Here is a 24,262-nt window from a genome sequence, read left to right as displayed (position 1 = left end):
GTTCTTGGGTCTAAAAATGAGCGGTAGAGGCGTTCGATTATTAAGCTAATATTGATCTGGTGTTGGGTGGAATCTATTCAGTATACCAACTATCGATTGCGTCCTTTAACTCCGCAATGCTGGACAGGGAAGTATAGCGCGGCTCATCGACAGGGGCGTCGGCCAATTCGTGGGCCCAAGTGACGTGATAGGGGATGTGGACGCCGAAGGCGCCGGCGGCGATGGCGGGCAGGACGTCGGACTTCATGGAGTTGCCGGCCATGACGGCCTCGGCGGGGCCGCTGCCGTGGCGGTTGAAGACCCGCTCGTAGGTGGCGCGATCCTTTTCTGAGACGATCTCGACGGCGCTGAACAGGTCGCCCAGGCCTGAGACGGCCAGTTTGCGCTCCTGATCCAGCAGGTCGCCCTTGGTGATCAGGACAAGGCGGTACTTTTCGGACAGTTCGGCGACGACCGCGTCCACGCCGGGCAGCGTTTCGACCGGGTGGGCCAGCATCTCGCGACCGGCGGCCAGGATCTCGCGCACGACATGGGGCGGAGCCTCGCCGTTCGTCAGCTCCATCGCCGTCTCAATCATCGACAGGGTGAAGCCCTTGATGCCGTAGCCATAGAGCCGCAGGTTGCGTTGCTCGGTTTCGGCCAGGCGCGCCTCGATGGTCGCCTCGTCGCCGTGGTCGGCCAGAAGATCGACGAACCGCGAATGGGTCAGGCGGAAGATCGTCTCGTTGTGCCAGAGGGTGTCGTCGGCATCGAGGCCGACCGTGGTGATGCTCATGCCGCGCCCCTATCATGGGACGAACGAGGAAGGGAGACGCGATGAACGGATCAGCGGTGGTGATCGGAGCGACGGGCGGCATCGGCAGGGCGATGGTCGAGCGGATCGTGGCGGATGGCGCGTTTGAGACCGTGTGGGCGGTGTCGCGGTCAGGCGCGGATGTGGCGGGCGCGCTAGGGTCGGCCGCCGATCTGGAGGATGAGGCCAGTTTGACGTCCGCCGCCGAACGGATCGGCCAGGGACCGGCCCCGACGCTGATCGTCGTGGCGACCGGGGTGCTGCACGACGGGCTTCAGCCGGAGCGGTCGTTTCGTCAGTTGGATGCGAAACACCTTTTGCGGGACTACCGCGTCAATGCGGTGGGGCCCGCGGTGGCGGCCAAGCAGCTGCTGCCGCTGATGCCGCGCGATCGGCGGGCGGTGTTCGCAGCCCTGTCGGCGCGGGTGGGGTCGATTTCCGACAACCGACTGGGCGGCTGGCACGCCTATAGGGCGTCCAAGGCGGCGCTGAACATGATCCTGCGCAATCTGTCGGTCGAGATGGCGCGCAGCCATCCGCAGGCCGTCATCGCCGGTCTGCATCCCGGCACTGTGGCGACGGAACTGAGCGCGCCGTTCCAGAAGGGGGTGGCGGAGGGCAAGTTGTTCACAGCCGACTATTCCGCCGAGCGGCTGCTGTCCGTGCTGTCGAACCTGACCCCTGCCGACAGCGGCGGCGTCTTCGCCTGGGACGGGGCGCGGGTGCCGGAATAGCGCGCAGTCGTGACTTGAGCGAAGCGGGCGACTGACGTCAGATGGCGCTCATGCGTCTGAGCGTTTCCGCCCGGCTTTTCAGCCTCATGTTGTTTGGCCTGCCGTTGAGCGGTCCGGCCGTGGGCCAACCGGTCGATTCGCCGGTGGTCGATCCGACCGTCGCCGCAGCGCCCTCGCGTGACCGCGTGAGGCTGAATCAGCGGGTGTTCGACCGGGTGTGGAGCGAGGTGCGGCGGGGCTATTACGATCCGACCCTGCACGGCGTGGATTGGAACGCCGCGCGGGCGACGTTCCGGCCCCAGGCCCTGGCGGCGAGTGATGAGCGGGGGCTGTACCGCGTCATCAATGCGATGCTGGATCTGCTGGACGACGGTCATGCGGCGGCCAGTCCGCCGGCGGCGGTACGGCGTCAGGAGGCGCAGTTCGCCCGGCGCGCCGTGATGGGCCTGACCCTGATGCGGGGCGAGACGCCGGACGACTGGACCGTCGAACGTGTCCGGCCGGGCTCGCCGGCCGAGGCGGCGGGCGTGCAGATGGGCTGGGCCCTGAACTCGGTCGACGGGAAGCCCTGGGGACCGGATGTCGAGACCTATGATGGGGTTCCGGTGCAACTGGTCCTGACCGACGATGCGGGGCAGAGGCGCGAGATCGCCCTGACGCCGCGGGTGATGGAGGCCATCGAACCATTCACCGCCGACAAGTCGCGACCGGGGGTGCTGGTGCTGCGCGTCGAGCAGTTCGACAAGGGGCTGGGCGCCTGGATGGGTAGTGAGCTGGAAGGTCTGCCTCCGGACGTCGACGTGGTGCTGGACCTGCGCGGCAATCCCGGCGGGCGGCTGATGGAGGCGGAATCGGTCCTGACCTGTTTCCTGCCGCGCGATCAGGTCTGGGCGACGCGGACGGCACGCAGCGGCCGGCCGGTGGTGCTGAGGGCGGCGGGAGACTGCGGCGATCGGCGCGATCCCTTGGCCAATGATGTGGCGGTTCTGGTGGATCAAGGCAGCCGCAGCGCCGCCGAACTGACGCCGGCGGCCTTGCAGGAGGCGCGGCGCGGCATCGTGGTGGGCGAGAAGACCGGCGGATCGGTGCTGATCGCCCAGGAGACCAATCTGCCGGACGGCGGGCGGCTGACGCTCAGCCGAGCGGACTTCGTGACTTCGGGCGGGATTCGGCTGGAGAAGCGGGGGGTCACGCCCGATATCGCCGCGCCTCGCACCGTGGCCCAACGCCGCGCGGGCGACGATCCGACACTGGAGACGGCGATCGCCGCCCTTCAGGCCGAGGATCGCGCCAGGGCCGATACCCCCGCCAGCGGGCTTTGATTTAGCAGCATTTGAACCCGCCGGCGCCGCCGAAGCGGCGCTGTTCGTGCAGGCGGAAGAAGGCGGTCTTGTCCAGCGGCGGCTGGTCGGGATGGGTCGCCGCCGCGTGATCGACATAGGCCTGATAATCCGGCTGACCGATCATGGCGCCGGCCGTGCGCCTGACGCCGCGACCCCACCGCAGGGCGGTGTCGCGGCACAGGCACAGCAGGTCATCCTGAACGTCAGGCACGGGCCGCATCCGCCGCCTCGTCAGCCGCTGTCAGTTGGTGGCTTTCCGGATACTCGCGCACCGTCGGGCGGTTGTTCGCATAGGCCTTGCGGCACGCCAGGACGCCATAGACGACCATGGTGACGACCACGAACAGGAAGCCCGCCGTCAGGGTCGAGTTGACGTAGTCGTTGACGACGATGCGGTGCATGTCGCCGATGCTCTTGGCCGGGGCGATCAGTTCGCCGGCGCCCAGCGCCTCCTGATATTTGCGGGCGTGGGACAGGAAGCCGATGCGGACGTCCGGGTGGAACAGCTTCTGGAAGCCCGCCGTCAGTGTGCAGATCAGCAGCCAGGTCGCGGGAACGACCATGACCCAGGCGAACTTCTCGCGCTTCATCTTGAACAGGACGACGGTGCCCAGGATCAGGGCGACGGCGGCCAGCATCTGGTTGGCGATGCCGAACAGGGGCCACAGGCTATTGATGCCGCCCGGCGGATCGACCACGCCGGTGTAGAGGAAATAGCCCCACAGACCGACCGTCAGGGCCGTGGCGACGACGTTGGCGCCCCACGACTTGGTCTCGCGCATCTTGGGCACGGCGACGCCCAGCAGGTCCTGGATCATGAAGCGGCAGACGCGTGTGCCGGCGTCGACCGTGGTCAGGATGAACAGGGCCTCGAACAGGATGGCGAAGTGATACCAGAAGGCCATCATGGCCTTGCCGCCGATCACGCCGGACAGGATGTGCGCCATGCCGACCGCCAGGGTCGGGGCGCCGCCTGCGCGCGACAGGATCGAATGTTCGCCCACGTCGCGCGCCAGCTGTTCAAGCTCTCCGGGCGTGATGTGGAAGCCCCACTGGGCCACGGCGGCGGCGGCTGAGACCGCATCGTTGCCGATGACGGCGACCGGGCTGTTCATGGCGAAATAGACGGCCGGATCCAGAACCGTGGCGGCGATCAGGGCCATGACGGCGACGAAGCTTTCGCACAGCATGGCGCCGTAGCCGATCATCGGGATCTGGGCCTCGTTCTCCAGCAGCTTGGGCGTGGTGCCCGACGAGATCAAAGCGTGGAAGCCCGACACCGCGCCGCAGGCGATGGTGATGAACAGGAAGGGGAATAGAGCGCCGGCGAAGACCGGGCCGGTGCCGTCGATGAAGGGGGTGATGGCCGGCATCTGCAGGTGCGGGCGCACGATCAGGATGCCGACGGCCAGGGCCACGATCGCGCCGATCTTCAGGAAGGTCGACAGATAGTCGCGCGGCGCCAGGAGCAGCCACACCGGAATGACCGAGGCGATGAAGCCATAGACCATCATCAGGATCGCCAGAGTCGGGCCGGTCAGGGTGAAGGCCGGACCCCAGAACGGATCGGCCGAGATATGGCCGCCGCCGATGATGGCCAGGATCAGCAGGACGACGCCGATCACCGAAACCTCGCCCACGCGGCCCGGCCGCAGGAAGCGGGTGTATAGGCCCATGAAGATGGCGATGGGGATGGTGGCGGCGACGGTGAAGGTGCCCCACGGGCTTTCGGCCAAGGCCTTGACCACGACCAGGGCCAGAACCGCCAGGATGATGACCATGATCATCAGGACGCCGACCTGGGCGATGATGCCGGGGATGTTGCCCATTTCGGTGCGGATCATGTCGCCCAGCGACTTGCCGTCGCGACGCGTGGACATGAACAGGACCATCATGTCCTGCACCGCCCCGGCCAGCACGGCGCCGACCAGAATCCACAGGACGCCCGGCAGATAGCCCATCTGGGCGGCCAGCACCGGCCCGACCAGCGGGCCTGCGCCGGCGATGGCGGCGAAGTGGTGGCCGAACAAGACGTTCTTGGGCGTCGGCACATAGTCCAGCCCGTCGTTGCGGCGCATGGCCGGGGTCAGGCGCGCGGGGTTCAGCTGCATGACCTTGTTGGCCAAGTAGCGGCTGTAGAACCGATAGGCGATCGCATAGGTGCAGACGGCGGCGACCACCATCCAGACCGCGCTGATGCTTTCGCCCTGATGCAGGGCGATGATGCCGAGGGACACCGCCCCCAGGATGGCGATGGCGCCGAAGATTATGGGTGTGCTGAGTTTGCCCACGACAGATCCCTCCCGGCCGGCTGACTGCGACCCTCGCCCTTGGTTTGCACCACAATGCGGGACAAGGCCAATCGACTAAAGTCGTAGAAATGAGGGATCAGACGTCTCCTCCCTGCGGAGCGGGGAGGTGGCGAAGGTCAGCCCCGAACCACCTTCACACAGCCTGCGGCTTCACGCGCGCGTTCGCGGGCCTGTTCGACGTCGGCGCCGCGGGCGGTGGCTACGCCCATGCGGCGACGCTCGAAGGCCTCGGGCTTTCCGAACAGACGCAGATCGGCGGTCGGGACTGACAGGGCCTCCGCGACGCCCTCGAAGGCGATCCCTTGCGCGTCCATGCCGCCATAGATGACGGCGCTGGCGGCGGGTTCACGCTGGTTCACGTCGATGGGCAGACCCAGGATGGCGCGGGCGTGCAGCGCAAACTCACTCATCGTCTGGCTAGCCAGGGTGACCAGGCCGGTGTCGTGCGGACGGGGCGAAACCTCGGAGAACCAGACCTGGTCGCCCCTGACGAACAGTTCGACGCCGAAGACGCCGTAACCGCCCAAGGCCGCAGTAACCTTGGCGGCGATGTCCTGGGAGGCGGCCAGCGCAGCGGGCGTCATGGCCTGCGGCTGCCAGCTTTCGACGTAGTCGCCCTTGACCTGGCGGTGGCCGATGGGCGCGCAGAAATCGGTGCGGGTCGAGCCGTCGGCGTCGCGCGAGCGGACGGTTAGCAGCGTGATCTCGAAGTCGAAGTCGATGCGTCCCTCGACGATGACGCGGCCGCTGGCGACGCGGCCGCTGTCTTGGGCGTAGGTCCAGGCGTCGGCGATTTCATCGGCGCCTTCGACGAAGGACTGGCCTTTGCCCGACGAGGACATGACCGGCTTGACGAAGTTGGGATAGCCGACGGCCTCGGCGCCGGCGGCTAGTTCCTCGGCCGAGCCGGCGAAGGCGTAGGGGCTGGTAGGCAGGCCCAGCTCTTCGGCGGCCAGTTTGCGGATGCCCTCGCGGTTCATCGTCAGTTGCACGGCGCGAGCTGTCGGGACGACCGTCGCCATGCCGGCGGCCTCGATATCGGCCAGGACCTCGGTGGCGATGGCCTCGATCTCGGGCACGATGAAGTGTGGGGCTTCGGCCAGGATGACGCCGTTCAGCACCTGGGCGTCGGTCATGGGGATGACGTGGCTGCGGTGCGCGACCTGCATGGCCGGCGCGTTGGGATAGCGATCGACGGCGATGACCTCTACACCGAGCCGCTGAAGCTCGATAGCGACTTCCTTGCCCAGTTCGCCCGAGCCCAGCAGCATGACGCGCACGGCTGTGTCGGAAAGCGGGGTGCCGAGTTTCATGGGCGTCAGGCTCCGGTAGCGGGTTCGATCAGGTCCCAGGCGTTGCCGTAGAGGTCTTCGAAGACCACCACCTTGCCATAGGTCTCATGTCGCGGGGTTTCGCGGAAGTGGACGCCCGCGGCAAGCCAGGCGGCGTGGTCGCGCATCAGGTCGTCGGTCTCCAGAAACAGCCAGACCCGGCCGCCGGCCTGGTTTCCGACCTGGGCCTTTTGGGCGTCGGTCGTGGCGCGCGCCAGCAGCAGGCTGGTCTCGCCGCCTTTGGGGGTGACGCGCACCCAGCGTTTGCCGCCGCCCATGTCGGTATCCTCGCTGAGATCGAAACCCAGCTTGCCGACATAGAAGGCGATGGCCGCGTCATAGTCGTGGACCAGCAGGCTGATCGCGCCGATGCGGCTCATGGCTTCTGCTTTCAAAAATTCTCCCCCGTGAAGCGTCGCGCACGGGGGAGTGATCCGAGTTTTAAAGCCGGGCCTTGACCGCCGCGACGATGGCGTCCGAGGTGATGCCGAACTTCTCGTACAGAACCTCGGCCGGGGCCGAGGCGCCGAAGCCGGTCATGCCGACGAAGGCGCCGTCTTCGCCGATGAAGCGTTCCCAGCCTTGCTTGATCGCGGCTTCCACGGCGACGCGGATCGTGCCGCGGCCGATGACCGAGGCCTGGTAGGCGGCGTCCTGCTGTTCGAACAGTTCGAACGAGGGGACGGAGACGACGCGGGTCGCTACGCCCTCGGCCTCCAGGGTTTCGGCGGCCTTCAGCGCCAGGGCCAGTTCCGTGCCGGTGCCGAACAGGGTGACCTTAGTCTCGCCATTGGCGGCCTTGATCTCATAGGCGCCCTTGGCGGACAGGTTTTCGGTCGCGGCGACGGTGCGGACGGCCGGGGTCTTCTGGCGCGACAGGGCCAGGGCCGAGGGCGCGGTCTTGGTCTGCAGGGCGATCTGCCAGCATTCCATGGCCTCGATGGTGTCGGCGGGGCGGAAGACCAGCAGGTTCGGAATGGCGCGCAGCGCAGCCAGATGTTCGACCGGTTGGTGCGTCGGGCCGTCTTCGCCCAGGCCGATCGAATCGTGCGTCAGGACGTGGATGGCGCGCACGCCCATCAGGGCGCCCACGCGGATGGCCGGGCGGCTGTAGTCCGAAAACACCATGAAGGTGCCGCCGTAGGGAATGATCCCGCCGTGCAGGGCCAGGCCGTTCATGGCGGCGGCCATGCCGAACTCGCGGATGCCCCAGTTGACGTAGCGACCTTCGTAGGTCGGCGCATCCAGGATCGGCGTGCCCTTGACGAAGGTGTTGTTCGAGCCGGTCAGGTCGGCCGAGCCGCCGACCAGTTCGGGGATGGCGGCGAACAGTTCGTCGAGCGCCGCGCCCGACGACTGGCGCGTCGCCTGGGCCGGCTGGGTCTCGACCAGTTCGGCGATCTTGGCGTTCAGGGCGTCGAAGGCGGCCTCGGGCACGTCGCCCTTCATGGCGCGGGTGAAGTCGGCGGCCTGGGCCGAGGCGGCGAGGCGGGCCTCCCACTTCTTGCGGTCCTTGGCGCCGCGACGGCCGACCTTTTTCCAGGCGTCGGCGATGGTCTGGGGCATTTCGAAGGGATCGTGATCCCAGGCCAGGCCGAGGCGCGTGGCGGCGATCTCGGCGGCGCCCAGGGCCGCGCCGTGGGTCTTGTGGCTGCCTTCCATCGTGGCGGCGCCCCTGCCGATCTTGGTCTTGCAGGCGATCAGGGTGGGCTTGTCCTGACGCATGGCCCACTTCATCGCGCCCTTGATGGCGTTCATGTCGTGGCCGTCGATGGCCTTGACCGCCCAACCGGCGGCCTTGAAGCGGGCCTTCTGGTCGGTCGCATCCGACAGCGAGACCTTGCCGTCGATGGTGATCTCGTTGTCGTCCCACAGGACGTGCAGCTTGTTCAGCTTGTAGCGGCCGGCAAGCGCGATGGCTTCCTGCGACACGCCTTCCATCAGGCAGCCGTCGCCGGCGATGACCCAGGTGCGGTGATCGACCAGATCATCGCCATACTTCGCCGCCAGATGGCGCTCGGCCATGGCGAACCCGACCGAGGTCGCCAGACCCTGACCCAGCGGGCCCGTGGTGACCTCGACGCCCGGCATATGGCCATACTCCGGGTGGCCCGCGGTCTTGGAGCCCCACTGGCGGAAGTTGGACAGTTCTTCCTTCGTCGCGCCCTTGTAGCCGGTCAGGTGCAGCAGGGCGTAGATCAGCATCGAGCCGTGGCCGGCCGACAGGATGAAGCGGTCGCGGTCGGCCCAGTCGGGGCGCGAGGCGTCGAACTTCAGGAACCGGGAAAACAGCACCGTGGCCACGTCGGCCATGCCCATCGGCATGCCGGGGTGGCCGGACTTGGCCTTCTCGACGCCGTCCATGGCGAGGACGCGAATGGCGTTCGCCATCTGCTCGGGCGTGGCCTTTGGTGCGGTTTTGGCGTCGGTCACTGTGGAGACCTCTGTTGGGAAGGCGGAAAAAGGGGGCGCGCCCCTTTACCCCGGCGCGTCCTCGGCTTCTATACGGAATCTAAAGGAGCGACCGATGGCAGACGCCACCACGGCCGCACGGGCGCGTATCGACCGCGCCCTGGCCGAACTGGAACGCAAGATTCTGGAGCTGAAGGCGCGGCCCGCCTCGGCGCCCGCGATCGCGGACGACGATCTGTTCGCGCCCCGGTCTTCTGAAAAGGGGGCCGATGCTCAGCGCGTGGCCGAATTGGAGGCCGCCGGGCGCGAGGCGTCCGAGGCGCTGGGCCGCGCCGCCCAGGCCGTGCGCGAGGCCTTGGCCGAAAGCGAGGCCGGCTGATGGCGACGGTGACGGTCGAGGTCAACGGTCGCCCCTATGCGGTGGGCTGCGCCGACGGGCAGGAAGAGCGGGTCCGCATCCTGGCCAAACAGTTCGACAATCAGGTGCGCCAGGTCGCAGGCGACGTGGGCCATGTCGGCGATCTGCGGCTGTTTCTGATGTCCGCGCTGATCCTGGCCGACGAACTGCATGAGGCGCGGCTGAACGCCGGCAAGGCGGGGCCTTCTTCAGCGACAGCCCCGGCTCCGGCCTCGACGGACGGGGTCGCCGAGGCGCTGAACGCTGTCGCCGCGCGGATCGAAAAGATCGCCCAACACCTCTAGGCGATTATTCCGCTGCGGATGCTGGCGTCGGGGCCGGCGAAGGCCTATCTTGATAAACGGCGGGTCTTGCTGCGGCTCACGTCGAAGACAACATATCCTTCTGACCTTAATTCACTCATAGGGATCTGTCCCTGTCCGGGCTCGAGGGCTTGGGCATACGGAGCCCACCTGGCTACCCAGGTCGAGAGGATTTAAACGTTCTTCACGGTTCGTGCGGCGCCGCCACCTTCCTCCCTTTGCGAGTGTGCTATCGCTCGCCGTGCGGCGGCTCTCTGTATGAGCACGCGTTCGCAGGGGCGGTTCGATGATCCAGAACAAGCACGAACTTCGATCGGCTGCCCGCGCCTTGCGCAAGCGTCTGGCCGAGGTCGACCCGCTGGCCGCCAGCCGGGCGGCGGACCATGCCGATGCGCTTCCTGCCGCTCAGATCGTCGCGCTGTATCGCGCCATGGGGTCGGAGCTGGCCACTGACGCCCTCGCCGCGGCGCTGGAGGCGGCGGGCCGCCGGCTGTGCCTGCCGGTCGTCGTAGAGCGCGACGCGCCGATGGAGTTCCGCGCCTGGTCGCCCGGCGAGCCGCTGGAGATGGATTCCGCCGGATGCCCCGCGCCGCTGCCGCTGGCCGAGGTCGTCATGCCGGACCTGATCCTGACGCCGCTGCTGGCCTTTGACGATCAGGGCGGCCGCCTGGGGCAAGGCGGGGGCTATTACGACCGGACGTTCGCCGCCCGACCCGACGCCATCCGCATCGGTTTCGCCTATGCCGGCCAAAGGGTCGAGCGGCTGGCGTTGGAGCCGCACGACATTCGACTGCATGGCGTTCTGACCGAGACCGGCTATACGGCTTTCGCATGAGACTTTTTGCATGAGACTGGCATTTTTCGGCGACGTCATCGGCAAGTCTGGCCGTGACGGGATCAGCGATCATCTTCCGGGCCTGAAGCGGGACCTGAAACTCGACTTCGTGGTCGTGAATGCGGAGAACGCTGCGGGCGGCTTCGGCATCACCGAGAACACGGCGCGCGAGCTGTTCATGGCGGGCGCCGACTGCCTGACGCTGGGCAACCACAGCTGGGACCAACGCGAGGCCCTGACCTATATCGTGCGCGAGCCGCGCCTGATCCGGCCGGCCAACTATCCGCGTCTTATGGATGCGCCGGGCGCCGGCGCCAATCTGTTCGAGACCCATTCGGGCCGCACGGTCCTGGTAATGAACGTGCTGGGCCGGGTGCATATGGACCCGATGGACGATCCGTTCGGCGCGGTGGAGCGCGAGCTGGCGGCCGCGCCGCTAGGCGCGGTGGCCGACGCCGTGATCGTGGACATGCATGCCGAGGTCACGTCCGAGAAGATGGCCATGGGCCATTTCTGCGACGGCCGCGCGTCGCTGGTGGTCGGCACCCACACCCATGTGCCCACCGCCGACTGCCAGATCCTGCCCGGCGGCACGGCCTATCAGACCGACGCCGGCGGCTGCTGCGACTATGACAGCGTGATCGGCAACGAGAAGGAAGAGCCGCTCCGCCGTTTCACCACCCGGATTTCGGGCGGTCGCTACATGCCGGCTTCCGGCCCCGCGACGGTATGCGGGGTGTTCGTCGAGACAGACGACAGGACAGGCCTCGCCGTGCGGGTCGAGCCGATCCGGGTCGGCGGACGGTTGTCTCAGGCGATCCCGGTCGTCTGATGCGCCCGGCGACGGTCGATCACCGTCTGGCGGACGGCCATCAGCTCGGCCGCACGACGCTCGGGCGGATGGGTCGCCAGCACATAGGCTTGGGCGGATCGCGCCAGCGCCAATCGTTCCTCGGGTGACGAGATCAGCCGGTCAATCGCCGCCGCCAATGTCTTCGGCGTCACTGCATCGACATAGAGGGCGTGCGGCCCGCTGGCTTCGCGCAGGCCGCCGCGGCCGGACGAGACCAGGGCCGCGCCTGCCGCATGGGCCTCGATCGCCGTGAGGCCGAACGGCTCGTCCCAGACGGATGGCGTCAGGGCGATGGCGGCCGTCTGCATCCGTCGCCGCACCTCGCCCAAAGGCGCGGACTTCAGCACCTCGACCCGGTCGCCATACTTTTCCAGCGGGGCGACATGCCGGGCCGCCCAGCGCGCATGATCGTCCCAGTCGTTCAGCATCAGCACGGCGCGCCAGTCGGGATGGGCGTCCAGAACGCAGGGCAGGGCGGCGCACAGCACATCGACGCCCTTTTCCGGCATGGCGCGCCCGGCGAAAGCGATCACCGGCTCTCGATCCTCGGGCGAGGCCAGCCAGGCGCCGGCCTCGATGGGGTTGGGCACCGCGAACGCCCGGTCGTGCAGATCGGGGAAGGTGCGCACGAAGGCGTCGCGCTCCGCTACGCTCACGAAGACCAGGCCGTCTAGCCGCTCATAACGCGCCCGATAACGCCATCGGTCGATGGGGTGGCGCGGCGGGCGCAGGGCGTTGTGGCGATAGAGAAGGTGGGGCGTCTCGGGCAGGGCCTGCTGCACGGCCAGCGCCTGTTTCACCTGCTGATGATGTTCGATCACATCAGGTCGAAAGGCGCGCAGCCGTTCGATAAGTGTCGGCATGCGGCTACGCCCCGCCGGCAGGGCGTCCACACCCGGCGTCCGGCCGTCGTCGGCGCCGCTGCAGCAGAAGATGCGCGTCTCGCCGCCCCGATCGACGCCCACCATCGTCCGCACGACCGTCTCCATCGAGTTTGGTTGGGCTTCGGAAAACGGGCATCCCGGAGGGAGCAGGACAGCGGTGCGCAAGGGCGAGTTCCGATGGAAGGACGGCGCGACCTACAGACGGTTCGTGGCGGAACGGCGACGGCGTCGCTTGGTCAGACTCTGCGCCGCGCCCTCAGCCGCAGTCGCATGGGTTCGCGGCTGCGCAGGGTGATCTGGTGGACCGGGCGGGGTTCGACGGTGGTCAGGGCCTCGACATCGGCGATGCGCAGGATGGCGGCCAAGGCGATCATCGCCTCCTGCAGAGCGAAGGCGGCACCGATGCAGACGCGAGGTCCGGCGCTGAATGGGATGTAGGCGTAGCGATCAATGGCCTTGCGGTTCTCAGGCAGGAACCGCTCGGGCTTGAAGGCGTCTGGGTCGTCCCACAACAGCTGGTGACGCTGGAGGATCCACGGCGAGATGATGACGGTGGCGCCGGCCTTGATCGTCTGTCCGCCGATCTCGTCGTCGGCCAGGGCCTTGCGGGCCATGGTCGGGGCGGGCGGAAACAGGCGCATCGTCTCCTCCAGCACGGCCCGGGTCCAGGGCAGGGCCTCGGCCCATTTGGGATCGGAGACGTCGAAGGCGTCGGCCTCGGCCTGGAGCCGCGCCAAATACTCCGGCTGGCGCGACAGCAGATGCAGAGTCCAGCCCAGGGCGCGGGCCGTCGTCTCGTGCCCCGCCAGGATGAAGGTCAGAATGTTGGCCGCGACCTCTTCGTCGGTCAGACCCGGACCGCCGTTCTCATCCCGCGCCAGCAGAAGCGCGCTGAGCAGATCGGCCGGCGGCGCATCGCCCGTTTCGACGCCACGCTCGATCCGGGCGCGTCGGGCCTCGACCAGCTTCGTGACGCGCTGCTCGAAGAAGCGGGCCGAGCGGAAACTGGCCAGCCGGCCCAAGCGCGGCGCCCAGTCCGGCGCGCCCAGCACGTCCAGCGGATCGATGCGCGCGCCGTTGGCCAAGAACTGGTTCAACGCCCGCTCGAAACCGCGCGCCTCACCGCCCAGCTCGTCCGAGAACATGGTCGCGGACAGGATGTCGAAGGTCAGGCCCGACATTTCGCTGTCGATATCCAGCACCCGCCCGCGCGCCGACAGCGACCAGGCGGCCACGCGCGTGTGACAGACCTCGGCCATCCGGGCGTTCAGCGTCGCCATCTTGGCGGGGGTGAACAGGGGCGCGAGGATACGCCGGGCGCGACGCCAGACCTCGCCCTCGGTCAGCAGCAGGCCCTCGGCCAGCATCGGCCCCAGCACACGCCGTTGCAGATCGCCCTTCACATAGTTGGCGGCGTTCTCGGTCAGGACATGCCGCACGCCCTCGGGATGGCTGACAACCAGGATTTCGCCAAAGGCCGAAGATCCATGCAGTTGCGGCTCGGTGAAATGCCGCTCGGACCACATCTGGATCGGATCGCGCCAGCTGATCCACAGGAAGGGCAGCAGCGACAGTGGTTTGCCCGCGCGCCGGGGCGGTATGGCAGGGCGGAAAATGGTGTCGGCGGTCGTCGCGTCCATCAGACGCTCCCTGTTCAAGTCGCCGGTTCAGCCAGGCGCATCGCTTCTGAAACGCGCCATCCGGCTCCTGCGTTCATGCGGGATCAATGCGAAGTCAACGCGACGGGCGCGCCCTGCCGATCGCGGCGAGCAAGCGCGTCATATCTTCAGCAGCCAGATCTTTCGCGCGCTGGCTGGACACGGCGGGTTTTGAAATCGTCGCTGCGGGGGCCGCGGCTTGAGCCGCTCTCTTCTTTTCGCGCCTTTCGAAAAGGAAGCGTTGAAGACCCCAGACCAGGTGAGGCGTCCACGGCTGGCCGCAGGCGGTGCTCTTTCCCGCCTTGTTCAGCAGGCCGGCGACCTCGTTAGGCCGGGTGAAGCCGCTTTTGAAACAGGCGCGGAGCAGGGGGTCGAGCTCGTCCAGAAATGCCTCTTTGGAGCGATCACGAAAGGCGAAATGCCTCAGCTCGTCTCTGGTGATCTGCGAAGGCTTGGACGACGGGCGCCCAGTCGACGGAGCCTTGGTGCGGGTGGGCGCCGCTGGCTTTCCGCCGCCGCGATAGGGTCCCTTGGCCAATCTCAGTTCGCCGGAGGGGCGGTCGGCGCCCAGGCCTTCATCTCGGCGATCTCGCGCGTCTGCGTGTCGACGACGCTCTGGGCCATGCGGCGGATTTCGGGGTCGCGGCTGTCGCGCAGGGCGACCTTGGCCATGGCGACGGCGCCTTCGTGGTGGGCGATCATCTTGGCGACATAGGCCTGATCGATCGTCTGACCCGAGGCGGCGGCCATCTTGCGGTGCATCTCGGCCTCGGAGGCGGCGAAGGCCCGATCTCCAGACGTGGCTTCGGGGGTAGAGCCGCCCATGTCGTGACCGGCATGACCCGCGGCTTCCATCTGTTCCGTCGTGCGCGCCGCCGCAGCCTGGTTGGCGGCGGAGGTATCCCGAAGCGCCTGCTGCACCGGATCGCCGCCGCCATCGCAGGCGCTCAGCAGGCCGAGCAGGGCGAGCGGCGTCAGGACGCGGATCATACGGCGTCGCCCAGCCAACCCGGCATCCAGCCTTCGTGCCATTCGCGCAGGTGGGCGATAGGGATGCTGAACAGTTCGCCCTTGTCGCCCTTGGAGGCGAAGGCGGCGCCACCCGCATGGCCGACAACCGAAGCGTGCAGACCCGCCTCGCGCGCCTTGGCGATGATGGCGTCGGCGTCGGGGACGGCGACCAGGTAACGGGCCTGATCCTCGGCGAAGAGGAAGATGTGGGCGTGGGCCGCGCTGGAGGCGTCCAGGGTCACGCCGACGTCGGAGGCCAGCACGAGATCGGCGGCGGCGCCGATCAGGCCGCCGTCCGAGAGGTCGTGAACCACGGTCAGCTCGCCCGCCTCGATCCGGTCGCGCACGAAATCGCCGGTCTTCTTTTCGAGCTTCAGATCGACGGGCGGCGGTGCGCCGTCCTCGCGGCCCAGGACCTCGCGCAGATAGATGGAGGCGCCCAGTTCACCCTGGGTCTGGCCGATCAGGACCAGCGCATCGCCCTCGGCCATGGTCGAGAAGCCGGTCACCACGTCATAGTTGGGCAGCAGGCCGACGGCGCCCACGGTCGGGGTCGGCGGAATGGCGACGCCGTTGGTCTCGTTATAGAGCGATACGTTTCCGCTCACGACCGGGAACACCAGTTCGCGGCACGCCTCGGCCATGCCGTCGATGGCGCGCACGATCTGGCCCATGATCTCGGGGCGCTGCGGATTGCCGAAGTTCAGGTTGTCGGTGATGGCGATGGGGCGGCTGCCCACGGCGGTCAGGTTGCGCCAGGCCTCGGCCACCGCCTGTTTGCCGCCCTCATAGGGGTCGTTCTGGACATAGCGGGGGGTGCAGTCCGAGGTGACGGCCAGACCCTTGTCCGTGCCATGCACGCGAACCACGCCGGCGTCGGCGCCGGTCGAGGAGTCCTGAAGCGTGTCGGCCATGACGTGGCGGTCGTACTGTTCCCAGATCCAGCGCTTGGAGGCCATGTCGGGGCAGGCGACGACCTTCATCACCGCATCGGCCCAGTTTTCGGGGGCGGGAATGTCGGCGTGATTCAGCCTGGGCTGAAGCTTCGGTTGGACCCACGGGCGGTCATACAGGGGCGCGTCGTCGAACAGGGGCGCCAGGGGCACGTCGCAGACGGTTTCGCCGTGATGCTTCAACACCAGATGGCCGGTGTCGGTGGTCTTGCCGATGATGGCGAAATCCAAACCCCACTTCTGGAAGATGCGATAGCCGACGTCTTCATAGCCGGGCTTCAGCACCGCCAGCATCCGCTCCTGGCTTTCCGACAGCATCATCTCATAGGCCGTCATGCCGGTTTCGCGCTGGGGCACCTTATCGAGGTTCAGTTCGATGCCGACGCCGCCCTTGCCCGCCATTTCGACGGAGGAGGAGGTCAAGCCCGCCGCGCCCATGTCCTGAATGGCGGCGACGGCGCCGGACGCCATCAGCTCCAGCGTGGCCTCGATCAGCAGCTTTTCGGCGAAGGGGTCGCCGACCTGGACCGTGGGGCGTTTGGCTTCCGACTCGTCGTCGAACTCGGTCGAGGACATGGTGGCGCCGTGGATGCCGTCACGGCCGGTCTTGGAGCCGAAATAGACCACGTCATGGCCCGCCTCAGGCGCGGCCGAATAGTAGATCTCGTCGGCGCGCGCCAGGCCGACGCACATGGCGTTGACCAGGATGTTGCCGTTGTAACCTTTGTGGAAGTTGGTCTCGCCCGCGACTGTCGGCACGCCGACGCAGTTGCCATAGCCGCCGATGCCGGAGACGACGCCCTTGACCAAGCGCTTGGTCTTCTCGTGGCTGGGATCGCCGAAACGCAGGGCGTTCAGCAGGGCCACCGGGCGCGCGCCCATGGTGAAGACGTCGCGCATGATGCCGCCCACGCCCGTCGCCGCACCCTGGTATGGTTCGATGTAGGACGGGTGGTTGTGGCTCTCCATCTTGAAGATGCAGGCGTCGCCGTCGTCGATGTCGATCACCCCGGCGTTCTCGCCCGGCCCGCAGATGACGCGCTCGCCGGTCGTGGGAAACTTGCCCAGGTGGATCTTGGACGATTTGTAGGAGCAGTGCTCGGACCACATGACCGAGAAGACGCCCAACTCGACATGGTTGGGCTCGCGCCCGAGCCGGTCGAGGACGACCTGATATTCATTGGGGGCCAGGCCGTATTCGGCGGCCAGTTCAGCCATCGACTTCTGGGGGGTCTTTTCAGGAGCGCTCATGGACGGCGCTTCTAGCCGCAGATGGGCCGAATGTCAGCCCGCGCGGCGCAACATCGGGGAACATCGTCCATCGCAGGTGGTTGATCCCGGCGACAGTCAAAGGAGCCGCCATGACCGATACCCCCATCGACCCCGCCGCCACCCCCGAAGACGACGATCTGCCAGAGATCGCCGCCGACGACGCCGGCGCCTCCGCCCTGGCCGAACGGGCTCAGAAACAGGCCGACGACGCCGAGGAGGACGAGGCGTGAGCAAGCCGCACACCGACCGCATCGTCCCGGCTTCGGGCCAGCAGATGGATCGTTCCAACGATCCCGAAACCACCGCAGAGATGGACGCCGCAGCGCCTGAAGCGGCGCTGGCCAGCCGTCGTCAACGGCTGACCGGTTCGTCCGTCGGGGTCGGCAGCGTCGGCTTCGACGAGGCCGGCGCCTTCGACGTGGGCGCCGATGACCACGCGCCTCAGGACGACGCGGTCACCGAAAAACCCTGAGGCTCAGCGAGCGCGTTCGACGCCCGGTCGCAGGCGGAAGGTCAGCAGCAGGCCGCCGACCAGCAGGACGATCGCGCCGGCCAGGGCCGTGAAGGCGACGGTCGGCTTGTCCGCCTGCTCGGCGACGAACGCGCCCAGAAGACCCCAAGCGGTCGGCAGCGGATAGGCGAGGGTGCGCAGCACGGCGGTCACCGCCAAGGCGACGACTGTGACTGCCACGATGGCGACGATCGCCCACAGGTCAGGCGACAGGGCGGCGGGCAGGGCGTTGAACGCGGTCGCCGTCGTGATCAGGTTCAACGGCGCAGCCACCGTCAGCCAGCCGGCCAGGGCCGCCAGAGGCCAGACCAGCAGGATGCGTTCGCGATCGAACATCCGCAGCGCTCGGATGTGGCCGGACACGGCCAGCATCGGCAGCAGCAGCGCGATCAGCGAGGCGAAGATCACGCCCACGCTGGCGGCCTTCAGGTTCAGGGCCGCGACGATGATCCAGAACCCGATGCCGAAGAACGCGACGGCGGACGGCAGGCCCATGCGGCCCAGCAGCGGGCTCTCGCCCGTCTGCGGCAGGGCCTGTCGGATCGCATAGGCCAGAATGCCGATATAGATCAGGCCCCAGATCGAGAAGGCATAGCCCGCAACACGCAGGGTGCCGTTGCCGTCAGCGGCGAACTCGGCCTGGTTCAGGCCCAGGCCCGCCAGGTTCTGCACCAGGGGCACGATGATGGCGAACAGGGCGGCGGCCAGGACGACCAGACGACGTGTGCGTTGGCGGGGCGTGGGACGGATTATGGAGGACATTCGATTTCCAGTGCGACGCGTGTTCCCGCCTTTACGCCTCGCCACGCCAGAAGGTTCACCGCGAGTGGCAGAAAAGTGAAGCTTGCATTGGCCGCCGGCGGCTTCATCCTGCCCGGCATGACGCTCAAAGCCTCCCTGCCGGCTCTATTGATCGCGATAATCGTGGCAGCGGGCCAGGCGTCCGCCCAGACAAGCGGAGCGCCTCTGCCGACCTCAATCCAGACTGCCTGGTCACGCGTTCGCGCGGCCCTGACGCCCCAGCAGCAGGCCAATGAAGTGCGGGGTTTCCTTTCGGCGCTCGCCAACGAAAACCGACGGCCGACAACGCCGGCGCTGGATGCGCGCGATATCGCCTCAGGTCGCGCCGTGTCGCTGGACGATCCGGCCCTGCTGCAACGTCCGCAAGCGCATGAGGTCACAGTGACGGTGGACGGTCAGTTCCTGATCTTCCGCCCGCTATCCCGCGCCAGCCTGGACCCGTTTTTCGGCCGTTAGGAACAATCGGCCCGACCGCGTGGTTGTCAGGGGCAGTCCATACTCAAGGGAGCCCATGATGGCCGATATCGACAATACTCAGCCCTCGCTCGAAGACGAAGTCGCCGCCAACCGCGCCATCGAACAAGGTCTTGGCGTCGGCGCCCGCGAACTGGCCGCCCAGCGCGAAGCCGGCGAAAAGGCGTTCGATGATGAAGAAACGGAAGACGATCAGGCTGATGACCTGTCCGACGGGCGCTCTCAAATCAAGGACGCCTGACCGGTTCTAGGGCTCAACCTTGAAGTTGACTGAGAAGCGAACCATCCGGTCAGCCAATGTCAAACCAGCTGCCGACGCTTCATCCGATAGCTTGAGCCGTGCTCGCGGCAACGACCGCTCAACCGCCTTCCACAAATCATATCCTGCTGGCTGCTCGCTTTCAGGCTGACACTCGGTCAACTGGCCCGAGGCGGTGACGACGCAAGAGAGCACAACGTAGCCCTCAAGCGGAGATCTGTCCCTGACGGGATTTGGGAAGGTCGGTCGTGGCATTGTTTGCCACTGAACGGTATTCGGCAGTCCGTCTTGACCATTGCCGTCAACTTCGGCTGCTCGGGTTTCGCGCGGATCAACCATCGGCCGGCCACAAGCCGTCAAGGTTTGTTCGATAGCAGTGCTCGACGGATCAAGCTCCATCACATAACGCGTGCGCGGTCCGCCGTTGTTTCCAGGCACAATAACCTGCAGCTTGCCGCCTTTCGCCAGATCGCGGGCGACCACGGCAGGAAGGCGACTGAACGCCATGCTGCGTTGCGTGCCCACAGTCCACACGGATGTATAGGGCTGTTCTTGATCGCCGGCCTGGATCCCGAGCTCCCGCGACGTTGACCCTCTCGTGGCCTCAGGCAATCCGGTGATCAGCACGTCGTACGCATTATCAACGCAACGTGCTGCGATCGTCAGACCTGAGGTGAAGTCGATCGTGGCCAGCACCGCCTTGCGTTCAGGGGCAGAAGTGAGAGTCCAGTCTTCACTCTGAGGCGTGATCTCCTGCGCGAAGGCAGGGGTGGTGGTGGTGGCGACCGCCACGAGATAGGCGGAAAGTAAAAGAAGGCTGCGCATACGATCATTGCGCACCAACTTGCGATTGCCGTCAAGCGGCGGCGTAGATGCTCCGGAACAGGGTCGCGCCGTCGGCGGAGCCGAGTTCGGCTTCGAAGGCGCGATCCGGGTGGGGCATCATGCCCAGGACGTTGCCGCGCGCGTTCTGGATGCCGGCGATATCGTTGACCGAGCCGTTGGGGTTGTCGACGTAGCGGAAGACGACCTGACCTTCGCCCTCGATCCGAGCCAGGGTTTCGGCGTCGGCGAAGAAGTTTCCGTCGCCGTTGCCCTGGGTCATCGTCACTTCGCGCTGGCCCTGATAGCCGGCGGTGAAGCGCGTCTGGCCGTTGGCGACGGTCAATGCGATGGGTTTGCAGACGTATTTCAGACCCTTGTTGCGCAGCAGGGCGCCGGGCAGCATTCCGGCCTCGCACAGGATTTGGAAGCCGTTGCAGATGCCGACCACGGCGACGCCGTCGTCCGCGGCCTTCTTGACCGCCTGCATCACCGGCGACTGGGCCGCCATGGCGCCGCAGCGCAGATAGTCGCCGTAGGAGAAGCCGCCGGGAATGACGATCAGGTCCAGGCCCTGGGGCAGTTCGGTCTCGGCGTGCCACACCATGGAGACCGGCTCGCCGGTGGAGCGTTCGACGGCGACCTTGCAGTCGCGATCACAGTTGGAACCGGGGAAGACGATGACGGCTGCGCTCATGGCGCGGGCCTTTAGCAGGGTTCTTTCGCCTTGTCAGGCCGTCGCGCGCGCCCGACCGGTCAGCCAGGCGATCAGGAAGATGACAAAGCCGCCCAGGGACAGGCCCATGCCGACCCAGCCGGTCGAGGCCCAGCCATAGCCCGCCGCGATCGCCATCCCGCCCAGCAGCGGCCCGATGGCGTTGGCCGTGTTGAACGCCGAATGGTTGAGCGCCGCCGCCAGGGTCTGGGCGTCGCCGGCGACGTCCATCAGCCGCGTCTGGAGGATCGAACCCAGGCCGCCTCCGCCGCCGATCAGGAAGACCACGACCATCACGGCCCACAGGTGAGGCGCCGCGAGCGGATAAAGCGCCAGCGCCGCTGCGCTCCAGAGCAACAGGCCGCCCGCCGCCTTGAACCCCAGGTGATCCGCCGCCCAGGCCCCCAGGATATTGCCCAGGAACATGCCGACCCCGAACACGGCGAAGACCCAGGGCAGGACGTCGGGGCCGGCGCCCGTCACCGCCTCAAGCGTCGAGGCGAGATAGGCGTAGACCGCGAACATGCCGCCAAAGCCAATGGCGCCCACGCCCAGCGTCAGCCAGACCTGGCTGCGCTTCAACGCGCCCAACTCGCGCCAGGGACTGGCGTCGGGGTGGGCCGGATCGCGCGGTGCGAACAGGGCGACTAGGGCCATGGTCAGAACCGCCAGCACGCCGACGATGGCGAAGGTCCAGCGCCAGCCGTGGGCATGGCTGATGATGTTGACGACGGGCACGCCCAGAACGGTCCCGACCGTCAGCCCCATCAAAATGGTCGAGACCGCGCGCGTGCGGAAATGCAGCGGCACGATCGAGGCCGCGACCAGAGCCGCCACGCCGAAATAGGCTCCGTGCGGCAGGCCGCTGAGGAAGCGGAAGACCAGCATCCAGTGATAGGTCGGGGCCAGGGCGCTGGCCACATTGCCGATGGCGAACAGGGCCATGAAGGAGATCAGCAGCAGCCAGCGTGGGTAGCGCGCGCCTAGCACGGCCAGGATCGGCGCGCCGACCACGACGCCGGCGGCATAGGCGCTGATGACGTGGCCGGCGGTCGGTGCATCGACGCCGAGCCCGGCGGCGAAGTCCGGCAGGATGCTCATGGCCGCGAACTCGGTCACGCCGATCGCGAACCCGCCCATGGCTAGAGCGATCAGCACGAGGGCGACCGCACCGCGCGAGCGGACGGGAAGGGGAGTGTCGAAGGCGGCGTCGGTCATGTTGCGCTGCAAACTAATCAGCGTTCATGACGCCACAAGGGCGACGCCACCCCGCAACGATCACGCTTTGTTTTCGTAGGTCGCCGTGATCGACGCCTTGGCCAGGGTGTGGAAATGCAAGTTGAAGCCGAACACGGCGCCGGAGTTGTCGGCCGTCACGTCCAGGCTTTCGACATCCACGGCGAAGACGGTGAAAATGTAGCGGTGCGGACCATGGCCGGGCGGCGGTGCGGCGCCGCCGAAACCGGGCTGACCATAGTCGGTGCGGCCCTGGATGGCGCTGTGGGGCAGATGCCCGCCCGGCGAGCCGGCGCCGGTTGGCAGCTCTGTCACATCCGCGGGAATATTGGCCACCGTCCAATGCCAAAAACCCGAGCCGGTCGGCGCATCGGGATCATAGCATGTGATCGCATAGCTCTTGGTCCCTTCCGGCGCGCCGGACCAGGAGAGCTGCGGCGAGGTGTTGCCCTTGGCGTGAACCTGGGCGTCCGGCAGCACGCCGCCGTCCTGAATATCGGTGGAGGTGAGGGTGAATGTCATGGGCGCTCCGTCAATCAAGCCGTCTGCTAAACTGGCGTCGATGCCGAAGGATGCAACCGTCTCCTTCCCGCGACATGGGAGAGGAGACGGCAGACTTTACGCCGTCTCGATGCGGTAGCTTTCGATCACCGTATTGGCGAGCAGCTGCTCGCACATCTTCTTGGCTTCGCCTTGCGGGTCTTCGGCGCCGGCGAGGTCGAATTCTATCAGCTTGCCGACGCGGGCGTTGGAGACGCCCGACCAACCCAGACCCTGCAGGGCGCCTTCGACGGCCTTGCCCTGAACGTCCAGGACGCCGGGCTTGAGGAAGACGTGAACTTTCACTTTAGCCATCAGTGCAGTCCTCCTTGGATCACCGTGGGCATGCCCTTCATGATGCCCAGGCGACGCGCGACTTCGGTATAGCTTTCAATGACATTGCCCAGGTCGCGGCGAAAGCGGTCCTTGTCCAGCTTCTCGCCGGTCGAGGCGTCCCATAGGCGGCAGCTGTCGGGGCTGATCTCGTCGGCCAGGAGGACGCGGCTGAAGTCGTTTTCCCACACCCGACCAAACTCGATCTTGAAGTCCACCAGGGTGATGCCGACGGCGCTGAACATGCCCGACAGATAGTCGTTCACCCGCACCGTCATCGCCAGCATGTCGTCCAGCTCCTGGGTCGAGGCCCAGTTGAAGGCGGTGATGTGCTCTTCGGTGACCATCGGGTCGTTGAGCTCATCCTTCTTGTAATAGAACTCGATGATCGAGCGGGGCAGGGGCGTGCCTTCCTCGATGCCCAGGCGCTGGCTCATCGAGCCGGCGACGATGTTGCGGCACACGACCTCGAGCGGAATGATCTCGACTTCGCGGATCAGCTGCTCGCGCAGGTTCAGACGCTTGATGAAGTGGTTGGTCACACCGATGCCGTTCAGGCGCGACATGATGAACTCGCTGATCTGGTTGTTCACCACGCCTTTGCCTTCGAGAACGGCCTTCTTCTGCGCGTTGAAGGCGGTAGCGTCGTCCTTGAAATACTGGATCAGGGTGCCGGGCTCGGGTCCTTCGTACAGGATCTTGGCCTTGCCTTCGTAGATCTTCTTGCGCTTGCTGTTCATGGTCCGGTCCCGGCTTACGGGCGCCCTCCAGAAACAAAAATCGCGCGGCCATATGTGGAGGGGGAAGACCCGGTCCTGGCGGCGCGTTTCGGAATCGTTCGGGCAGTCAATCTCGTTCGGGGTCTCCTTAGCCGAAGGCGGCCCTCGATACAAATGAGGATGGCCGGCGCTGCAATCATTGGGGACAGGATGTCCATGCGACGGAAGTCAGGTTGCGTTCGCGGGCGGGCGGTCTATAGACGGCGCTTGCCCCGACGTTAGCGGGGTGGACGGAGCTTTGCTGAGCGAAATGACGACCTTCGACGATCGGGAAAAGGCTTTCGAAGCCAAATACGCCCTCGATCAGGAGCAGGAGTTCAAGGCCATCGCCCGGCGCAACCGGATGCTGGGCCTTTGGGCTGCGGAAAAGATGGGCCTGTCGAGCGAAAGCGCGGACCAGTACGCCGCCGCCGTGGTGCGTGCCGATTTCGAACAGCCGGGAGACGAGGACGTGTTCCGCAAGGTCGCCGGCGACTTCAAGGCCTCGGGCCTGTTGGTATCGGAGGGCGAGATTCGCTCCAAGATCGATGAACTGGCATCGATCGCCCGCGAGCAGATCCGCGCCGGCGAGTAATCGCCTCTGTCTTTGGACTGATCTGAGAATTCGAAAGGGCCGCACCCGGGGGAAAGTGCGGCCCTTTCTTCTTGCCGGGGACGTTGGGGGGATGTCTCACCCGGCGT

General features: G+C 66.8%; 28 protein-coding genes and 1 other RNA gene. 12 read left to right on the top strand and 17 right to left on the bottom strand.

Translation table 11 applies throughout. The features are described from left to right. Nucleotides 1-73: 73 nt before the first annotated feature. Nucleotides 74-775 (bottom strand): HAD family hydrolase, encoded by a 702-nt coding sequence (locus E4341_RS13665; protein ID WP_165118007.1) that lies wholly within the window; start codon nucleotides 773-775, stop codon nucleotides 74-76. 41 nt (nucleotides 776-816) lie between these two features. On the opposite strand from E4341_RS13665, the gene E4341_RS13660 reads away from it, so the two are divergent. Further along, nucleotides 817-1,527: an SDR family NAD(P)-dependent oxidoreductase gene (locus E4341_RS13660; RefSeq protein ID WP_165118005.1), complete on the top strand. Its 711-nt coding sequence runs from the start codon at nucleotides 817-819 to the stop codon at nucleotides 1,525-1,527. Between the two features lie 50 nt (nucleotides 1,528-1,577). Beyond that, nucleotides 1,578-2,849: a S41 family peptidase gene (locus E4341_RS13655; protein ID WP_240893572.1), complete on the top strand. Its 1,272-nt coding sequence runs from the start codon at nucleotides 1,578-1,580 to the stop codon at nucleotides 2,847-2,849. 1 nt (nucleotide 2,850) lies between these two features. Here E4341_RS13655 and E4341_RS13650 read toward each other — a convergent pair whose 3' ends face one another. The 5 genes from E4341_RS13650 to tkt all read right to left on the bottom strand — a co-directional run bounded on the left by E4341_RS13650 (nucleotide 2,851) and on the right by tkt (nucleotide 8,904). After that, on the bottom strand, nucleotides 2,851-3,081 hold the full coding sequence (locus E4341_RS13650) for a YbdD/YjiX family protein (RefSeq protein ID WP_231576559.1): 231 nt from the start codon (nucleotides 3,079-3,081) through the stop codon (nucleotides 2,851-2,853). Then, nucleotides 3,074-5,161 (bottom strand): carbon starvation CstA family protein, encoded by a 2,088-nt coding sequence (locus tag E4341_RS13645; RefSeq protein ID WP_165118001.1) that lies wholly within the window; start codon nucleotides 5,159-5,161, stop codon nucleotides 3,074-3,076. The genes E4341_RS13650 and E4341_RS13645 overlap by 8 nt, the downstream gene beginning before the upstream one ends. 137 nt (nucleotides 5,162-5,298) lie before the next feature. Next, nucleotides 5,299-6,495: a formate-dependent phosphoribosylglycinamide formyltransferase gene (purT, locus tag E4341_RS13640; protein ID WP_165117999.1), complete on the bottom strand. Its 1,197-nt coding sequence runs from the start codon at nucleotides 6,493-6,495 to the stop codon at nucleotides 5,299-5,301. A gap of 5 nt (nucleotides 6,496-6,500) precedes the next feature. Next, nucleotides 6,501-6,893: a VOC family protein gene (locus E4341_RS13635; protein WP_165117997.1), complete on the bottom strand. Its 393-nt coding sequence runs from the start codon at nucleotides 6,891-6,893 to the stop codon at nucleotides 6,501-6,503. Between the two features lie 61 nt (nucleotides 6,894-6,954). After that, nucleotides 6,955-8,904: a transketolase gene (gene tkt, locus E4341_RS13630; RefSeq protein WP_240893677.1), complete on the bottom strand. Its 1,950-nt coding sequence runs from the start codon at nucleotides 8,902-8,904 to the stop codon at nucleotides 6,955-6,957. Between the two features lie 136 nt (nucleotides 8,905-9,040). Between tkt and E4341_RS13625 the strand changes: the two genes are divergently transcribed. The 5 genes from E4341_RS13625 (at nucleotide 9,041) to E4341_RS13605 (ending at nucleotide 11,312) form a co-directional block, all read left to right on the top strand. Further along, on the top strand, nucleotides 9,041-9,304 hold the full coding sequence (locus tag E4341_RS13625; RefSeq protein ID WP_165117993.1) for a hypothetical protein: 264 nt from the start codon (nucleotides 9,041-9,043) through the stop codon (nucleotides 9,302-9,304). Then, the gene (locus E4341_RS13620; RefSeq protein ID WP_165117991.1) at nucleotides 9,304-9,627 is read left to right on the top strand and encodes a cell division protein ZapA; all 324 of its coding nucleotides are present in this window, start codon (nucleotides 9,304-9,306) and stop codon (nucleotides 9,625-9,627) included. Before E4341_RS13625 ends, E4341_RS13620 begins: the two co-directional genes overlap by 1 nt. 63 nt (nucleotides 9,628-9,690) lie before the next feature. Beyond that, a non-coding RNA gene (ssrS, locus tag E4341_RS13615) (6S RNA) lies at nucleotides 9,691-9,851 on the top strand. An 80-nt stretch (nucleotides 9,852-9,931) separates the two neighbouring features. Continuing rightward, nucleotides 9,932-10,480, top strand: a complete 549-nt coding sequence (locus tag E4341_RS13610; protein ID WP_165117989.1) for a 5-formyltetrahydrofolate cyclo-ligase — start codon at nucleotides 9,932-9,934, stop codon at nucleotides 10,478-10,480. Between the two features lie 10 nt (nucleotides 10,481-10,490). Continuing rightward, a complete protein-coding gene (locus tag E4341_RS13605) occupies nucleotides 10,491-11,312 on the top strand; it encodes a TIGR00282 family metallophosphoesterase (RefSeq protein ID WP_045809851.1) in 822 nt (273 codons plus the stop codon). Here the strand turns inward: E4341_RS13605 and E4341_RS13600 are convergent. From E4341_RS13600 to purL, 4 genes are all read right to left on the bottom strand, one after another. Beyond that, the gene (locus E4341_RS13600) at nucleotides 11,291-12,382 is read right to left on the bottom strand and encodes a glycosyltransferase family 4 protein (protein WP_240893571.1); all 1,092 of its coding nucleotides are present in this window, start codon (nucleotides 12,380-12,382) and stop codon (nucleotides 11,291-11,293) included. The two genes, E4341_RS13605 and E4341_RS13600, sit on opposite strands and share 22 nt — an antisense overlap. Before the next feature lie 71 nt (nucleotides 12,383-12,453). Next, nucleotides 12,454-13,857 (bottom strand): cytochrome P450, encoded by a 1,404-nt coding sequence (locus tag E4341_RS13595; protein ID WP_165117987.1) that lies wholly within the window; start codon nucleotides 13,855-13,857, stop codon nucleotides 12,454-12,456. Nucleotides 13,858-14,415: 558 nt separating this feature from the next. Further along, on the bottom strand, nucleotides 14,416-14,865 hold the full coding sequence (locus E4341_RS13590) for a DUF305 domain-containing protein (RefSeq protein ID WP_066549998.1): 450 nt from the start codon (nucleotides 14,863-14,865) through the stop codon (nucleotides 14,416-14,418). Then, the gene (gene purL, locus E4341_RS13585) at nucleotides 14,862-17,090 is read right to left on the bottom strand and encodes a phosphoribosylformylglycinamidine synthase subunit PurL (protein ID WP_165117985.1); all 2,229 of its coding nucleotides are present in this window, start codon (nucleotides 17,088-17,090) and stop codon (nucleotides 14,862-14,864) included. Before purL ends, E4341_RS13590 begins: the two co-directional genes overlap by 4 nt. 110 nt (nucleotides 17,091-17,200) lie before the next feature. Between purL and E4341_RS13580 the strand changes: the two genes are divergently transcribed. Together E4341_RS13580 and E4341_RS13575 are read left to right on the top strand one after the other, a co-directional pair. After that, nucleotides 17,201-17,341: a hypothetical protein gene (locus E4341_RS13580; protein WP_153922446.1), complete on the top strand. Its 141-nt coding sequence runs from the start codon at nucleotides 17,201-17,203 to the stop codon at nucleotides 17,339-17,341. Continuing rightward, nucleotides 17,338-17,583: a Tat pathway signal protein gene (locus E4341_RS13575; protein ID WP_165117983.1), complete on the top strand. Its 246-nt coding sequence runs from the start codon at nucleotides 17,338-17,340 to the stop codon at nucleotides 17,581-17,583. Before E4341_RS13580 ends, E4341_RS13575 begins: the two co-directional genes overlap by 4 nt. Nucleotides 17,584-17,586: 3 nt before the next feature. Here E4341_RS13575 and E4341_RS13570 read toward each other — a convergent pair whose 3' ends face one another. After that, nucleotides 17,587-18,384, bottom strand: coding sequence for a hypothetical protein (locus E4341_RS13570; protein ID WP_165117981.1), 798 nt, complete (start codon nucleotides 18,382-18,384; stop codon nucleotides 17,587-17,589). Nucleotides 18,385-18,459: 75 nt separating this feature from the next. Here E4341_RS13570 and E4341_RS13565 point away from each other — a divergent pair, with 75 nt between their 5' ends. Next, on the top strand, nucleotides 18,460-18,879 hold the full coding sequence (locus E4341_RS13565) for a hypothetical protein (RefSeq protein WP_205751305.1): 420 nt from the start codon (nucleotides 18,460-18,462) through the stop codon (nucleotides 18,877-18,879). Between the two features lie 58 nt (nucleotides 18,880-18,937). Continuing rightward, nucleotides 18,938-19,138, top strand: coding sequence for a hypothetical protein (locus tag E4341_RS13560; protein WP_066554584.1), 201 nt, complete (start codon nucleotides 18,938-18,940; stop codon nucleotides 19,136-19,138). A 6-nt stretch (nucleotides 19,139-19,144) separates the two neighbouring features. Here E4341_RS13560 and E4341_RS13555 read toward each other — a convergent pair whose 3' ends face one another. From E4341_RS13555 to purC, 6 genes are all read right to left on the bottom strand, one after another. Beyond that, nucleotides 19,145-19,981, bottom strand: a complete 837-nt coding sequence (locus E4341_RS13555) for a hypothetical protein (RefSeq protein ID WP_165117979.1) — start codon at nucleotides 19,979-19,981, stop codon at nucleotides 19,145-19,147. A gap of 31 nt (nucleotides 19,982-20,012) precedes the next feature. Beyond that, nucleotides 20,013-20,675 (bottom strand): phosphoribosylformylglycinamidine synthase subunit PurQ, encoded by a 663-nt coding sequence (gene purQ, locus E4341_RS13550; protein WP_165117977.1) that lies wholly within the window; start codon nucleotides 20,673-20,675, stop codon nucleotides 20,013-20,015. A 33-nt stretch (nucleotides 20,676-20,708) separates the two neighbouring features. Beyond that, complete coding sequence (locus tag E4341_RS13545) at nucleotides 20,709-21,911, bottom strand: MFS transporter (RefSeq protein WP_165117975.1); 1,203 nt, start codon at nucleotides 21,909-21,911, stop codon at nucleotides 20,709-20,711. Nucleotides 21,912-21,971: 60 nt separating this feature from the next. Further along, a complete protein-coding gene (locus E4341_RS13540) occupies nucleotides 21,972-22,451 on the bottom strand; it encodes a YbhB/YbcL family Raf kinase inhibitor-like protein (protein ID WP_165117973.1) in 480 nt (159 codons plus the stop codon). A 96-nt stretch (nucleotides 22,452-22,547) separates the two neighbouring features. Continuing rightward, on the bottom strand, nucleotides 22,548-22,784 hold the full coding sequence (gene purS / locus E4341_RS13535) for a phosphoribosylformylglycinamidine synthase subunit PurS (protein WP_165117971.1): 237 nt from the start codon (nucleotides 22,782-22,784) through the stop codon (nucleotides 22,548-22,550). After that, the gene (gene purC / locus E4341_RS13530) at nucleotides 22,784-23,542 is read right to left on the bottom strand and encodes a phosphoribosylaminoimidazolesuccinocarboxamide synthase (RefSeq protein ID WP_055752965.1); all 759 of its coding nucleotides are present in this window, start codon (nucleotides 23,540-23,542) and stop codon (nucleotides 22,784-22,786) included. The genes purS and purC overlap by 1 nt, the downstream gene beginning before the upstream one ends. A 289-nt stretch (nucleotides 23,543-23,831) precedes the next feature. Between purC and E4341_RS13525 the strand changes: the two genes are divergently transcribed. Then, nucleotides 23,832-24,155, top strand: coding sequence for a DUF1476 domain-containing protein (locus tag E4341_RS13525; protein WP_205751304.1), 324 nt, complete (start codon nucleotides 23,832-23,834; stop codon nucleotides 24,153-24,155). Nucleotides 24,156-24,262: the final 107 nt, after the last annotated feature.

Source organism: Brevundimonas sp. 'scallop', assembly GCF_011045535.1.
Taxonomy (GTDB): Bacteria; Pseudomonadota; Alphaproteobacteria; order Caulobacterales; family Caulobacteraceae; genus Brevundimonas; species Brevundimonas vesicularis.
This window is presented reverse-complemented; position numbering and strand designations above follow the sequence as displayed.